At 69.7% G+C, this 12,489-nt stretch carries 14 protein-coding genes; 10 read left to right on the top strand and 4 right to left on the bottom strand.

Annotated features, from left to right (window positions below):
- Positions 1-79: 79 nt before the first annotated feature.
- A complete protein-coding gene (locus A6E15_RS13510; protein WP_076146950.1) occupies positions 80-1,162 on the bottom strand; it encodes a tubulin/FtsZ family protein in 1,083 nt (360 codons plus the stop codon).
- A 160-nt stretch (positions 1,163-1,322) separates the two neighbouring features.
- Here A6E15_RS13510 and A6E15_RS13515 point away from each other — a divergent pair, with 160 nt between their 5' ends.
- From A6E15_RS13515 to A6E15_RS13525, 3 genes are all read left to right on the top strand, one after another.
- Positions 1,323-1,748 (top strand): DUF5791 family protein, encoded by a 426-nt coding sequence (locus tag A6E15_RS13515; protein ID WP_076146952.1) that lies wholly within the window; start codon positions 1,323-1,325, stop codon positions 1,746-1,748.
- Between the two features lie 92 nt (positions 1,749-1,840).
- Entirely contained in the window at positions 1,841-2,734 is an 894-nt protein-coding gene (locus tag A6E15_RS13520; RefSeq protein ID WP_076146954.1) for an SDR family oxidoreductase, read from the top strand.
- Positions 2,735-2,787: 53 nt separating this feature from the next.
- Positions 2,788-3,975, top strand: coding sequence for a DHH family phosphoesterase (locus tag A6E15_RS13525; protein WP_076146956.1), 1,188 nt, complete (start codon positions 2,788-2,790; stop codon positions 3,973-3,975).
- Here A6E15_RS13525 and A6E15_RS13530 read toward each other — a convergent pair.
- Positions 3,972-4,991 (bottom strand): carbohydrate kinase family protein, encoded by a 1,020-nt coding sequence (locus tag A6E15_RS13530; protein ID WP_076146958.1) that lies wholly within the window; start codon positions 4,989-4,991, stop codon positions 3,972-3,974. The genes A6E15_RS13525 and A6E15_RS13530 overlap by 4 nt on opposite strands.
- Before the next feature lie 114 nt (positions 4,992-5,105).
- Positions 5,106-5,276 carry an HVO_0758 family zinc finger protein gene (locus A6E15_RS21035; protein ID WP_006182537.1) on the bottom strand — a complete coding sequence of 57 codons (171 nt, stop codon included), beginning with the start codon at positions 5,274-5,276 and terminating at the stop codon, positions 5,106-5,108.
- 251 nt (positions 5,277-5,527) lie between these two features.
- Here A6E15_RS21035 and A6E15_RS13535 point away from each other — a divergent pair, with 251 nt between their 5' ends.
- From A6E15_RS13535 to A6E15_RS13545, 3 genes are all read left to right on the top strand, one after another.
- A complete protein-coding gene (locus A6E15_RS13535) occupies positions 5,528-6,646 on the top strand; it encodes a glycosyltransferase family protein (protein WP_076146960.1) in 1,119 nt (372 codons plus the stop codon).
- 132 nt (positions 6,647-6,778) lie between these two features.
- The gene (locus A6E15_RS13540; protein ID WP_076146962.1) at positions 6,779-7,270 is read left to right on the top strand and encodes a DUF7109 family protein; all 492 of its coding nucleotides are present in this window, start codon (positions 6,779-6,781) and stop codon (positions 7,268-7,270) included.
- Positions 7,267-7,857 (top strand): NUDIX hydrolase, encoded by a 591-nt coding sequence (locus A6E15_RS13545; protein WP_076146964.1) that lies wholly within the window; start codon positions 7,267-7,269, stop codon positions 7,855-7,857. The genes A6E15_RS13540 and A6E15_RS13545 overlap by 4 nt, the downstream gene beginning before the upstream one ends.
- Before the next feature lie 15 nt (positions 7,858-7,872).
- On the opposite strand, the gene A6E15_RS13550 is transcribed toward A6E15_RS13545, so the two are convergent.
- On the bottom strand, positions 7,873-8,343 hold the full coding sequence (locus tag A6E15_RS13550; RefSeq protein WP_076148363.1) for an MGMT family protein: 471 nt from the start codon (positions 8,341-8,343) through the stop codon (positions 7,873-7,875).
- A 187-nt stretch (positions 8,344-8,530) separates the two neighbouring features.
- Between A6E15_RS13550 and trpC the strand changes: the two genes are divergently transcribed.
- Genes trpC through A6E15_RS13570 form a run of 4 tightly spaced genes read left to right on the top strand, consistent with a single transcriptional unit; the run spans position 8,531 to position 12,338 of the window.
- The gene (trpC, locus tag A6E15_RS13555; RefSeq protein ID WP_076146966.1) at positions 8,531-9,322 is read left to right on the top strand and encodes an indole-3-glycerol phosphate synthase; all 792 of its coding nucleotides are present in this window, start codon (positions 8,531-8,533) and stop codon (positions 9,320-9,322) included.
- Positions 9,323-9,336: 14 nt separating this feature from the next.
- Positions 9,337-10,653 carry a tryptophan synthase subunit beta gene (gene trpB, locus A6E15_RS13560; protein ID WP_076146968.1) on the top strand — a complete coding sequence of 439 codons (1,317 nt, stop codon included), beginning with the start codon at positions 9,337-9,339 and terminating at the stop codon, positions 10,651-10,653.
- Positions 10,650-11,519, top strand: a complete 870-nt coding sequence (gene trpA / locus A6E15_RS13565; protein WP_076146970.1) for a tryptophan synthase subunit alpha — start codon at positions 10,650-10,652, stop codon at positions 11,517-11,519. The genes trpB and trpA overlap by 4 nt, the downstream gene beginning before the upstream one ends.
- A 24-nt stretch (positions 11,520-11,543) precedes the next feature.
- A complete protein-coding gene (locus A6E15_RS13570) occupies positions 11,544-12,338 on the top strand; it encodes a 2-amino-3,7-dideoxy-D-threo-hept-6-ulosonate synthase (RefSeq protein WP_076146971.1) in 795 nt (264 codons plus the stop codon).
- Positions 12,339-12,489 lie beyond the last annotated feature (151 nt).

A 12,489-nucleotide genomic window follows, 5' to 3' on the forward strand; every position in this document is an offset into this window, starting at 1 on the left:
GTTCAGACGGTTCGCTGTCGGTCGGTCCCGGCCCGACCCACCCTCCGGGATCGCGCCGGAACCCGTACAGGGAGCCGTCTCAAAAGAGGTTCTCGAGTCGGTCGTCGGCGAACTCCTCGGCGTGGTCGGTCGACTCCGCCTCCTGGGCCTCCGTGGCCTCGCGGGCACGTTCCATGAACGCCTGCACTCGGTCGGACCGCTCCGCGCCGCCGAGCAGTACCAGCGCGCCCAGTCGCTCGCTGTCCAGCGGGAAGTCACCGCCCCGGACCTGCATGCTGCCGGTCTCGTCCTCGAGCCAGCGCCGGGCGCGCTCGACGCCCTTGCGCGGGATGGCGTCGGGCCGGCCGGCGATGACCAGCAGCGCGGAGTCGGCCGTGGTGGCGTCGGGCAGACTCGTCCCCGTCAACAGCGCCTGCCGCGAGACGGTCATCGCGGTGTTTACGTTCTCGGCGCTGTCGTCGCTGGCCGCCTCGGTCGCGTAGCCGAGCGCCGCGACCCCGCCCGCGCGGAGAGTGTTGATGACCTCGCTCGAGTCGACGACGCTTTCGCCGACGCCCTCGACGGCCTCCCCCGAAGCGAACAGCAGGCCGACCCGCTTGGCGATCCGGTCGTTGATCGTCTCGAAGGCTCCCTCGACGCTCTCGCCCTGTTCGTGCCAGGCGTCGTTGTCGATCAGCAGCGTCGAGTCGGCCTCCCGCAGCAGCGTCTTCAGCGAGCGGCCGGCGTTTGCCTGATAGAGCGCCCCCTCGTTGCGGCCGGGCAACACGCCCAGCGCGTAGACCGGCACGTCGTAGACCTGCTGGAGGTTGTGGACTAACACCGGCGCGCCGCCGCTGCCGGTCCCGCCGCCCAGTCCGGCGACGACGACGATCGCCTCGGCACTCGAGGTCACGCGGCCGTCGAGCGCGCCGAGTACTTGCTGGACGTCGGCCTGCATCACGTCCGTGCCGAGTTCGTTGTCGCCGCCGACGCCGTGGCCGTTGACGCGGTCGGCACCGATCAGCTTCGTATCGACGAACTGGAGGGACTGGAGGTCGGGTTTCGCGGAGTTGACGGCCAGGGCACCCTGGACGGCTCCGAAGTCCATGTTCGCGTCGAACTTCGCGAGCCGCTCGGTGATCCTTCCACCGGCCTGACCGACCCCGATCAGGGCTACTTTCATATCATTTGCATATGGGAGGGGGCTGTTTAACGTTCCGGTAATTTGAGACGTGGATCGGAGTGCGGCGACCGCGCGACCGATGCGCCCGAGACGGGGGATATCGACGGGCCGATCGCCGCAGTTCACAATACATTTGTGGGGCATTCCCGTCGGATCGGGTATGTTCCACGAACAGCGGATGACCGTCCCCGACTCGCCCGCCGCGCTCCGGGCCGAGTACGCGGACGACCTCGCGTCGATCGTCGAGGAACGGGGCCCGGCCGAGGCGGCCGCCGAAACCGGCCTCGAGCGGGAGCGACTCGAGGCGGTCGCCGCGGGCGACCTGCCGGAACTGACCCTCGAGGAGGCCGCGGCGATCCAGTCGCTGGCCGAGGGCGCGCCCGATCCCGAGACGACGGAGACGATGGCACTTGAACACCTGCTCTTGGGGATGTCGACGGCGGTACTCGACGTCGACGCCGTCGAGAGCGAACTCGAGATCGACTTAGACGCCAAGGAAATCCAACAGAAGATAGAGGGTCGCGCGCCGATGTCGTTCGACGAGTTCGTCCACGTCCAGTACGTGATCGCGGACGGCGCGCCGTAGCTCGGCGTGCGGTCGTTCGGTCGAGAATTCCAGTCCGACGGACGGGTACCCTCGAGCGGTGACATTATGTACGACCGACCGCGAGTCGAGGTATGCAAGTCGCAATCCTGGGCTGTGGATACGTCGGCCTCGAGCTGGGTCGCCAGCTCGTGGCCCGCGGCCACGAGCCGATCGGCGTTCGCCGGTCGGCCGAGGGCATCGAGCGGGTCGAGACAGCCGGCTTCGAGGGTGTTCGGGCGGACGTCACCGACCCCGAGGCACTGGCGGCGGTGCCCGACGTCGACGCCGTCGTCTTCGCCGCCAGCAGCGGCGGTCGCGGTGCCGAGGCCGCCCGCGAGGTCTACGTCGAGGGGCTACGGACCGCGATCGAAGCCTTCGGCGAGCGCGAGGACGCGCCGGATCGGCTGGTCTATACCTCCTCGACGGGAGTTCACGGCGATCACGACGGCGACTGGGTCGACGAGGAGACGGCTCTCGAGCCCGCCACCGCAAAGACCGAGGTACTGGCCGAGGCCGAGCGGATCGCCCTCGAGTTGCCCCCGGAGTTCGGGTTCGACGGTACCGTCGCCCGCTATGCGGGGCTGTACGGCCCCGACCGCTATCGCCTCGAGCGCTACCTCGAGGGACCGGTAACGGAGGGGTATCTCAACATGGTCCACCGCGACGACGCCGCCGGCGCGGTCCGGTACCTGCTCACCGAGGACCTCGCGCGCGGGGAGGTCGTCCAGGTCGTCGACGACGAACCGGCCTCGAAGTGGGCGTTCGCGGACTGGCTGGCCGAGGAGTGCGGCGTCGATCGGCCGTCCAAGCGGACGAAAGCCGAGCGGCTCGAAGACGCCGATCTCTCCGAGGCGGGACGGCGGCGGATCCTGACGAGCAAACGCTGTTCGAACGGGAAGCTGCGCGATCTCGGCTACGAGTTCGCGTATCCGACCTTCCGCGAGGGCTATCGCGACGCGATCGAGCGCTATCGCGGCGGCGAGTAACAACGCGCCGGAATCGGGGGAAAATTCTTGAGGGTTCGATCTGATTTCCGGGTATGAGCTATCGGAGCGCCCCGATCGACGGTGGTGTCGTCGGGGCGACACCGCTCGCGACCGAGTCGATCGGCGACTCGGTCCGCTCCCTCGAGCCGCTCGTTCTCTCCTTGCTGGTGCTTGCCGTCGTCGGGCTCGCCGTCGGCGGTTGGTGGGTGGTACGGTGGTTCCGGCGGCCGCCGGGCGCGCAGCTACAGCGGCTGCTCGCGACCCACGACGAGGTGACGGTGTTGATGCACCCGAACCCGGACCCCGACGCCATGTCGTGTGCGATGGGCGTCGCGGCGATCGCGGACTCGGTCGACACCGACGCCGAACTGCAGTACGCCGGTGAGATCCGCCATCAGGAGAACCGGGCGTTCCGGACCGTTCTCGAGTTGGAGATGGACGCGATCGACGCCAGCTCCCAGCTCGCCGCGGACCCGGTCGTCCTGGTCGATCACAACACGCCGCGTGGCTTCACCGGGGCCCAGACCGTCGAGCCGATCGCGGTCGTCGACCACCACCCCGGCAACGGTGCCGGCACGAAGTTCACCGACGTCCGGACCGACTACGGCGCGGCCTCGACGATCGTCGTCGAGTACCTAGAGGAGATCGGGGCGACGCTGGGCGACGAGGACGGAAGCGGCCCCGAGGTATCGCCGGAACTCGCGACCGGGCTGCTCTACGGCATCCAGTCGGACACGAACCACCTGACCAACGGCTGCTCGCGGGCGGAGTTCGACGCCTGTGCGACACTGTTTTCCGGGATCGACGAGGATCTGCTCGATCGGATCGCCAACCCGCAGGTCAGCGACGACGTCCTCCGGGTCAAGGCGACGGCGATCACCGAAAAGCGGATCGAGGGCCCCTTCGCCGTCTGCGACGTCGGCGAGATCGGCAACGTCGACGCCATCCCGCAGGCCGCCGACGAACTCATGCACCTCGAGGGGGTGACGGCCGTCGTCGTCTACGGCGAACACGACGGCACGATCCACCTCTCGGGGCGCTCCCGGGACGACCGGGTCCACATGGGCGAGGCGCTTCGTCACGCCATCAGCGACATTCCGATGGCGAGCGCGGGCGGCCACGCGCGGATGGGTGGCGGCCAGCTCTCGATCGATCACATGAACGGGATCGGCCCCTCCGACGGGATCAGCCGCGAGGAGTTCGAAGAACGTCTTTTCTCGGCGATGGCCGGCGAACGCTAGTCCTCGAGCAGCGCCCGGACGGCCGCCGGGTCGGCCGTGTCGCCCGTCCCGACGAAGTGTGCCGCACAGGCGTTGGCGAGCGACAGCGCCGACTCGAGGGAGTACCCGCGGGCCAGCGCGCAGGTCAGCCCGGCCGAGAACCGGTCGCCGGCACCGGTCGTTCGGCGCGGCTCGCCGGTGTCGTACATCTCCGCGACGGCGGTCTCGGCCCGCGTCGCGCCGACGGCCGCGTCCGCGCCGTGGAAGACGACGCCGGTGAGACCGAGCGCAGCGCGAAGCGCGGCCAGCGATTCGGCGATGGGGTCGGCGTCGACGTCGACTGCGCGCGCGGCGGCCCGAAACTCCGTCGAGTTCACGCTCAGGACCACCTCGAGCGAGCCGTCGGCCCGGTCGACCCGCGAGAGCGCGTCGAACAGCCCCTCGAGCGCGGCCGGGTCGACGGTCTCGATCGGTCCGGGATCGACGACGATCGGAAGCGGATCCGCGGGCGGGGTCGCCGCCAGCCGGTCGAAGACGGTGGTGAGGCCCCGGACCGAAACCCAGTTCGTACAGCACAGCGCGTCCGCGGCGACGAGCCGGTCCCAGTCGACGACCGCGAGCAGCTCCGCGAGTCCCCAGTCCTCGGCCGGCCCCGGTTCGGCGAGCTGGAGTTCGTCCCCGCCGACGTCGACGACGCGGACCGTCGCCGGCGATCCCATCGAGCGCGTCTCGAACGGAAAGTCGGACAACACCGGATGATCGAGGTGGCCGATAAGCGTCGCCCGATCGCCGAGGGCGTGTACCTGCCGCGCCGCGTTGACCGCCTGCCCGCCCGGCCGAACGGCCGTCGGCTCGAGCGAGAACGTGCGGTCGCCGGCCGCGAGCCGGTCGGCGAACGCGTCGGCCGATTCGAAGCGGTCGCCGCCCGAGCCACCCAGCGCGTACCAGCGATCGACGCTGCCGTCGGGAAGCGCGACGACGCGTCTGGGGTCGTCGTGTTCGAGGGTTGCCGGACGGTCGCGACGGTCGTCGCTCACGGTCGGAACTCGTCGCCCGCGGCCAAAAGACACCGGCCGGCGCGGCGAAGGTCGGTTCGAACGGCGGCCCGTCCGGTCCTCGCGGACCGGCCGCAACGGCACGCGTGACGGCCGTTACCGGATCTCTTTCCACTCATCCGCACAGTCGGGACAGATACGGACCGTCTTGATCTCGTCCGGGTCGTTTTCGGTCTTCAGGGGCTTCTCGCACTCGCCACAGACGAGCCGGTCGTAGGTGTCCTTCTCGAGTTCGCCGTCGCGGAGTGCCTTCCGGACAGATTTCATGTTCGCCCTGTAGGAAGGTGGGGAAGAAAAAGACCCGTGCTTTCTCGAGTGTCGGTGCGGCGACCGCTTCGGAAACCGTGACGACGGCGGCGTTCGTCGCCCGCTCGCGACTCGCCGATAGTAGCCGCTGCGAGTCACTCCCCACCGGATCGCACGACTGCGCCGCGATCGGTGTGGCAATCGTTTCAGTGGCGCCACGACACCTGGCCGGATCCGTGGCCGTTTTACCGATCCGGCCGAAGACCTCACCGATGGAGTACGTCCAGGAGCGGATCGCGACGCTCCACGAGTTCGGCGAGGCGGGGACGGCCGAGGGGGCCCGCTCGAGCGCGGCCGACGCGGTCGCCGAGACGGCCGTCGTCGTCCCCATGGCCGGCCGCGAACTGGAGAGCCCCGCCGCCGCGCGTGTCCTCGACGAACTCGAGCGCCTCGAGCCCGCGCCGGCCGCGGTCTTCGTTCCGGTCCGCGCCGAGCCTAACCGGATCGGGCCGTTCCGGGAGTGGCTGGCCTCGTTTTCCCTGCCGATCCGGCTCCTCTGGTGTAACGCACCGGGCGTGGAGACGCTGTTCGCCGAGGCGGGGCTCGACGGCGGGTTCGGTAAGGGCCGTGACGTCTGGCTGGCGCTTGGCCCCGCCGCCGAGGTCGGCGACGCGGTCGTCGTCCACGACGCCGACGCCCGTAGCTACGAGGCCGAACACGTCCGCCGCTTGCTCGCGCCGCTGCAACTGGAGTTCGACTTCGCGAAGGGGTACTACGCCCGCGTCGAAGACGGGCGACTCTACGGGCGGCTCTTCCGGCTGTTCTACGCGCCGCTCGTGCGGGCGCTGGCCGACGCCCACGACGCCCCGATCCTCGACTATCTCGGAGCGTTTCGCTACGCACTGGCCGGCGAGTTCGCCGCAACCGCGTCGCTGGCCCGCCGACTGCGCGCCCCGCGGGCGTGGGGACTCGAGGTCGGGACGCTGGGCGACGCCTTCGGAGTCGCCGGGTTCGACGGCTCCGCGCAGGTCGATCTGGGCCGGCACGTCCACGACCACCGCGCGGTCGCCGGCGACGCCGGCCTCGAGGGGATGAGCAGGGAGGTGGCCGCGACGCTCCTCGGCGTCCTCGAGGACCACGGCGTCGAGCCCGCTTACGGGAGCCTGTCGGAGCGCTACCGGGCCGCGGGCGAGGAACTGATCGCCCAGTATCGGGCCGACGCGGCGTTCAACGGGCTCGACTACGAGCCCGCGGCCGAGCGGGACCAGCTCGCCCGCTACGCCGAGTCGATCGCACCGCCGGGGGCCGACGCGCGGCTGCCGCGCTGGACCGAGGCCCCGTTCGCGCCGGCCGACGTGCTGGCAGCGGCCCGTCCTTATCGTAGCCACTGAAACGATTGCCACGCCGATCGCGACGGCGTCGTGCGATCTGGTGTGCAATGACTGTCAGTGGCTACGATACCGGGACCGTCGTACCGATTCGCGCTCGCAAGACTAATCCACTCACCGCTCCTTGCACCCCGTATGGACGCGACCGCCGACGAACTGGCCGGCGTGGTCGATCTCTTCGGCGGGCTGACCCGCACGGAACTCGAGCGGGCGCTCGCCGAGGCCGCCTACCGCGCCGACGGGGGGTCGATCGAGGCGGCGGCCCTCGAGACGGCGATCGAGGACGCCCTCGAGTCGTTCGCGCTCGTGCGGTACGAGCCCGACGGGGACGACGTGGGACCCGACGGCGAGGCGCTGCTGGTCGCCGGCCCGACTGCCTTTCCGACGGTTCCGGAGTACGCCGAGGACGTCCCCCACATCCTCGAGGTCGATCGCCGACGGCCCGACCGCGAGCCGCTCGGCGAGGCCGCCGGCGAACGGCTTCGCGAGGCCGTCGATTCGGCCGTCGACGCGGAGAACGCCGAACGGATCCGGACCCTGATCGACGTCACCTACGACCTCGAGGCGTGGGCCCCGATCGATTGCACCGACGAACGCCGGCGACTGGAGGCGCGACTCGAGGAATGACGCGGCGTTTGACCCTCGGTCCGGTCGCGAGCTACGAGCCGACGGGGATCACCGATCAGGAGTACGACGCGGCCGTCCTCGCGCCGATCGTCGACCGCGACGGCGAGGATCACCTCCTCTTTACCCGGCGGGCCGACGACCTCGGCGAACACCCCGGGCAGATGAGTTTCCCCGGCGGCGGGGCCGAACCCAAAGACGGGACGATCCTCGACACCGCGCTCCGGGAGGCCAACGAGGAGATCGGCCTCGAGCGAAGCGAGGCCGAGGTCGTCGGCCAACTCGACGACATCCGAACGGTCACCGAGTACGCCGTCACCCCCTTCGTCGCACACGTCCCCGACCGGGAGTACGTCCGCGAGGAGAGCGAGGTCGCCGAGATCGTCGTCCTCCCGCTGTCGGGGCTGCTCGACCGCTCGAACTACGAGTACGAGCGCCGTTCACATCCCTACTACGGCGAGATCGTCATTCACTACTTCCACGTGAACGGCTACACCGTCTGGGGCGCGACCGGCCGGATTCTGGTGCAGCTGCTCGAGCTGGCGACGGACTTCGAAGCGCCCGAGAAGGTCGACCGGTCGGAGTTCTGAGACGGCGACCGACGCTCAGAGGCCCTCGAGCGAGCGGACCTTCTGTTCGACGTCCGGCGGGGCGGCGCTGGGCCCGTCGCGGACGCGGTGGTCGGGGATCAACAGCGGGGCCGGGTTCTCGTCGAGGGCGGTCCGGACGAGGATCAGGTCGTCCTCGTCCTCGTGGTCGAGCCCCGAGGTCATCCGGGCGAGCGTCTCGACGGAGACCTGCTCGCCGTAGGGGACCGACTGGACGCTCTCGAGGACCGCCCGCCGGTCGGTGGGCATCGTCATCGCGACCTGGACGTCCTCGAAGGAGACCTGCTCGACGGTGTCGAGGTACTCGAAGATCCGGTCGAGGACGGGGTGGTCGTCCTCGGCGTCGTCGGCCGATATCTCGGGGAACGAGACGCTCAGGACGCGTCCGCTCGCGGCACCGAGCTGGACGTAGCGATCGAGGTACGACGATTCCCGCGCGTAGATTCCGGCCTCCGTGACGTCGTCCATAGCCGTCCGTAGGCGAGCCGGGCTTGAATAGCCGCCGGTCCCGACCGATCGGAGCCGAGTCGCGACATCGCGGTCGATCGGACGCCGGCCCGCCTCCGTCCTCGACGCCGTTCCGTTCGCCATCGACCGTCGACGCCGTCGGGATGGCGCAAGCCTTATGTACATATGAGTACGTCGATGTACAATAATGAACTCCAATACGGAACTCGCCCCGGCAGTACGATCGATCCTCGAGGCCGCTCGGGACCGGTCGGGCGGGGACGGCGTCGTCGACGTCGACGCGCGCTCGCTTCCCGACGCGCTGGCGGCGGCCGAAGCCGACGGGCGGGTCCCGGTGATCGCAGAGGTGAAGCCGACGAGTCCGACGGCGGCGGGTACCCGCGCCGACGATCCGGTCGAACTCGCGCGGGCGATGGTCGCGGGCGGCGCGGCGGCGATCTCGGTACTGACCGAGCCGACCCACTTCGACGGCTCGCCGGCGGCGCTGACCCGCGTCCGTGAAGCCGTCGACGTCCCCGTGTTGCGCAAGGACTTCGTCCTCGAGGAGGACGGGATGGACGTCGTCGACGCCGACCTGCTCCTGCTGATCGCGCGGTTCGTCGACGACCTCGATGGGCTGGTCGCCGCGGCCCGCGATCGGGGCTTCCAGCCGCTCGTCGAGGTCCACGACCGGGCGGAACTCGAGCGGGCGATCGACGCGGGCGCGGAGATCGTCGGCGTGAACAACCGCGATCTGGCGCGGCTCGAGGTGGACCTCGAAACCTTCGAGTCGGTCGCGCCCGAGGTACCGGACGACGTGACGCTGATCGCCGAGAGCGGGATTTCGTCGCCGGCCGACGCCCGGCGGATGCGCGCGGCGGGTGCCGACGCCCTGCTGGTCGGCAGCGCGATCATGGACCACGGTGCGGGCGACAGCGACGTGACCGAGAACACGCGGCGGCTCGCGCGGGCGGAATCGACGGAGACGGAGCAGATATGAGCAGTGACACAGACATGAGTACGGAACGCGAACACGACGACGGCGACTCCGGACGGACGGGCACCTTCGGCGACTACGGCGGCCAGTACGTCCCCGAAGCGTTGATGCCGGCCCTGCAGGAACTCGAGGACGCCTACGAGCGGTACGTCCTCGAGAACGAGGACGGCTTCATGGACGAGTTCCGCGAGCGGATGCGCGATTTCGGCGGGCGGCCGACGCCGCTCCAGCGCGCGGACCGACTGAGCGAGCGCTACGACCGCGAGGTCTATCTCAAGCGCGAGGACCTGCTCCACGGCGGGGCCCACAAGCTCAACAACGCGCTGGGACAGGTCCTGCTCGCCAAGTACATGGGCAAAGAGCGGATCATCGCCGAGACCGGCGCGGGCCAACACGGCACCGCGACGGCGATGGCCGCGGCCCACCTGGACATGCCCTGCGAGATCTACATGGGCCGGACCGACGTCAACCGCCAGCGCCCGAACGTCTACCGGATGCGGATGAACGGGGCCGAGGTCACCCCCGTCGAGGCCGGCAGCGCCACGTTGAAGGAGGCGATCAACGAGACGATGCGCGACTGGGCGACGACCGTCGAACGGACCCACTACGTCATCGGCTCCGTCGTCGGCCCGCATCCGTTCCCGAAGATGGTCCGGGACTTCCAGGCGGTCATCGGCGACGAGATCCGCGAGCAGATCCGGGAGACGGCGGGGCGACTGCCCGACAGCGTCGTCGCCTGCGCCGGCGGCGGCTCGAACACGATGGGCACCTTCCACGCGTTCGTCCCCGACGAGGATGTGGATCTCGTCGCCGTCGAGGCCGGCGGCTCGAGCCTCGAGATCGACGAGGCGGAAGGGCTCGCGCCAAACTCCGCGACGCTGTCGACGGGTACCGACGGCGTCCTCCACGGCGCGATGACGAAGCTCCTGCAGGCCGGCGACGGCCAGATCGTCGAGTCCCACAGCGTCAGCGCGGGGCTCGACTACGCCGGCGTCGGGCCCGAACTGTCCCATCTCGTCGAGACCGGGCGCGTGACGCCCGCGAACGTCGACGACGAGGCCGCGCTCGACGGCTTCCACCGGCTCTCGCGGCTCGAGGGGATCATCCCGGCCCTCGAGTCGAGTCACGCGCTGGGGTACCTCGAGCGCGCGGCGGGAACCGCCGCGGACGGAGCGAGCGGCGACGAGCCGCGAGCGGAAGCGAACGACGAACTCGGCGACCTCGTCGTCGTCAACGTCTCCGGCCGCGGCGACAAGGACCTCGAGACCGTCCTCGAGGAGACCGAGAAGCGCGACCTCGAGGCCGCGCCGGACGTGGAGGTGTTCGACCAGTGAGCGACGAGCCGACCGAGTACGACAGCGACGTCGAGGCCGCGATCCGCGAGAACCATCCCGCGCTGATCACCTACATCACCGCGGGCGACCCCTCGCTCGAGGATACCGAGGCCTACGTCGAAGCCCTCGATCGCGGCGGCTCGGACCTGATCGAACTCGGGCTGCCGTTCTCGGAGCCGATCGCGGAGGGCCGGACGATTCAGGACGCCATCAACCGCGCGCTGGCGGCCGGAACGACCCCCGAGGGCTTCTTCGAACTGGTCGACGACCTCGAGACCGAGGCCCCGCTGCTGGTGATGACCTACTATAACATGATCCTCCAGTATGGCGATGAGCCGGACGTTCGGCCCTTCGTCGAGCGGGCCGCCGAAGCCGGTCTCTCGGGGATCATCGTCCCCGACCTGCCCGCAGAGGAGGCCGAGCCGCTGCGGCGGGCCTGCGACGACAACGGGCTCGACCTCGTCTTCATCATCGCGCCGACGACCGAGGGCGAGCGCCTGGATCGGATCATGTCACACGTCTCGGGCTTTGCCTACGTGCAGGCCCGACTCGGGACGACGGGCGCACGCGAGAACGTCTCGGGCGCGACCCACGAGAGCCTCGAGCGCCTCTCCGAGTACGACGTCCCGAAGGCAGTCGGGTTCGGCGTCAGTACGGGCGACCACGCCGCGGAGATCGTCGAGGCCGGGGCCGACGGCGTCATCGTCGGCAGCGCGCTGGTCGACATCGTAGCCTCGAGCGAGACGCCCGAGGCGGCGGTGGACCGACTCGAGGCCAAAGCCCGGGAACTCAAGCGGGGCGCACGCCGTGGCGCGGAAACCGTCACGATCGATCCGGAAGATGCACCGGAACCAGAACAGCCATAACCGATAGCTTGCTACACTCCCGCAATGACCACAGGAATCGACGCACGACTCGAGCGAATCGGGACGGACGACTCGTACGTGATCGTCCCGATGGACCACGGTATCACGATGGGTCCCGTCCAGGGGCTGAAAGACATCGAATCGACGATCGACGGGGTAACCAGCGGCGGGGCCGACGCCGTCCTCACGCAGAAGGGGATCGCGCCCCGCGTTCACGAGAACAAAAACGGGAAGGGCTACATCGTCCATCTCAACGGCTCGACGACGATCGGGCCGGACGAGCAGGACAAGCGACTGACCGGGACCGTCGAAGAAGCGGTCCGAGTCGGTGCCGACGCCGTCTCCTTCCACATCAACGTCGGCTCGAACCACGAGCCCGATCAGATCAGTCAGCTCTCGGAGGTTACCGAGCGGGCCCGCCAGCTCGGGATGCCGGTGCTGGCGATGGCCTACGCCCGCGGCCCCGGCGTCGACTCGACGGACCCCGAAGCGCTGGGGCACGCGGTTCGGCTCGCCGAGGAACTCGGCGCTGATCTCGTCAAGACGGGCTACAGCGGCGACGCCGAGAGCTTCCAGCACGTCGTCGAATCGACCCGGCTGCCGGTCGTCATCGCCGGCGGCTCGAAGGGCAGCGACCGCGAGACGATCGAGATGGTCCGCGGCACGATCGACGCCGGCGGTGCCGGCATCTCCATGGGCCGATCGATCTTCCAGCACGAGGACCCCGAAGCCATCGCTCGGGCCGTCTCGGGGGTCGTCCACGACGATCTCTCGGTCGACGACGCGCTGGCCGAGGCGGGGCTGGCGCTCGAGGCCTGATTCTCGGTTTTCTCTCCCCGTCGCGTCCGATCGTCTGAGACGGTTTACTGTCAGGCAGTACCGGTATACCCGCGACTGTCCTGCGGGGACACCGGGAAACAGTGACGATAATCCGTATGACAGCGCTGGTCGGACCGGTTGCGACGCGCAG

The organism is Natrinema saccharevitans (assembly GCF_001953745.1).
Classification (GTDB): Archaea; Halobacteriota; Halobacteria; order Halobacteriales; family Natrialbaceae; genus Natrinema; species Natrinema saccharevitans.

Coding starts and splice junctions, on each gene's coding strand:
- A6E15_RS13510 (WP_076146950.1), bottom strand. CDS start 1,162: ATGAAAGTAGCCCTGATCGGGGTCGGTCAGGCCGGTGGAAGGATCACC.
- A6E15_RS13515 (WP_076146952.1), top strand. CDS start 1,323: ATGTTCCACGAACAGCGGATGACCGTCCCCGACTCGCCCGCCGCGCTC.
- A6E15_RS13520 (WP_076146954.1), top strand. CDS start 1,841: ATGCAAGTCGCAATCCTGGGCTGTGGATACGTCGGCCTCGAGCTGGGT.
- A6E15_RS13525 (WP_076146956.1), top strand. CDS start 2,788: ATGAGCTATCGGAGCGCCCCGATCGACGGTGGTGTCGTCGGGGCGACA.
- A6E15_RS21035 (WP_006182537.1), bottom strand. CDS start 5,276: ATGAAATCTGTCCGGAAGGCACTCCGCGACGGCGAACTCGAGAAGGAC.
- A6E15_RS13535 (WP_076146960.1), top strand. CDS start 5,528: ATGGAGTACGTCCAGGAGCGGATCGCGACGCTCCACGAGTTCGGCGAG.
- A6E15_RS13540 (WP_076146962.1), top strand. CDS start 6,779: ATGGACGCGACCGCCGACGAACTGGCCGGCGTGGTCGATCTCTTCGGC.
- A6E15_RS13545 (WP_076146964.1), top strand. CDS start 7,267: ATGACGCGGCGTTTGACCCTCGGTCCGGTCGCGAGCTACGAGCCGACG.
- A6E15_RS13550 (WP_076148363.1), bottom strand. CDS start 8,343: ATGGACGACGTCACGGAGGCCGGAATCTACGCGCGGGAATCGTCGTAC.
- trpC (WP_076146966.1), top strand. CDS start 8,531: ATGAACTCCAATACGGAACTCGCCCCGGCAGTACGATCGATCCTCGAG.
- trpB (WP_076146968.1), top strand. CDS start 9,337: ATGAGTACGGAACGCGAACACGACGACGGCGACTCCGGACGGACGGGC.
- A6E15_RS13570 (WP_076146971.1), top strand. CDS start 11,544: ATGACCACAGGAATCGACGCACGACTCGAGCGAATCGGGACGGACGAC.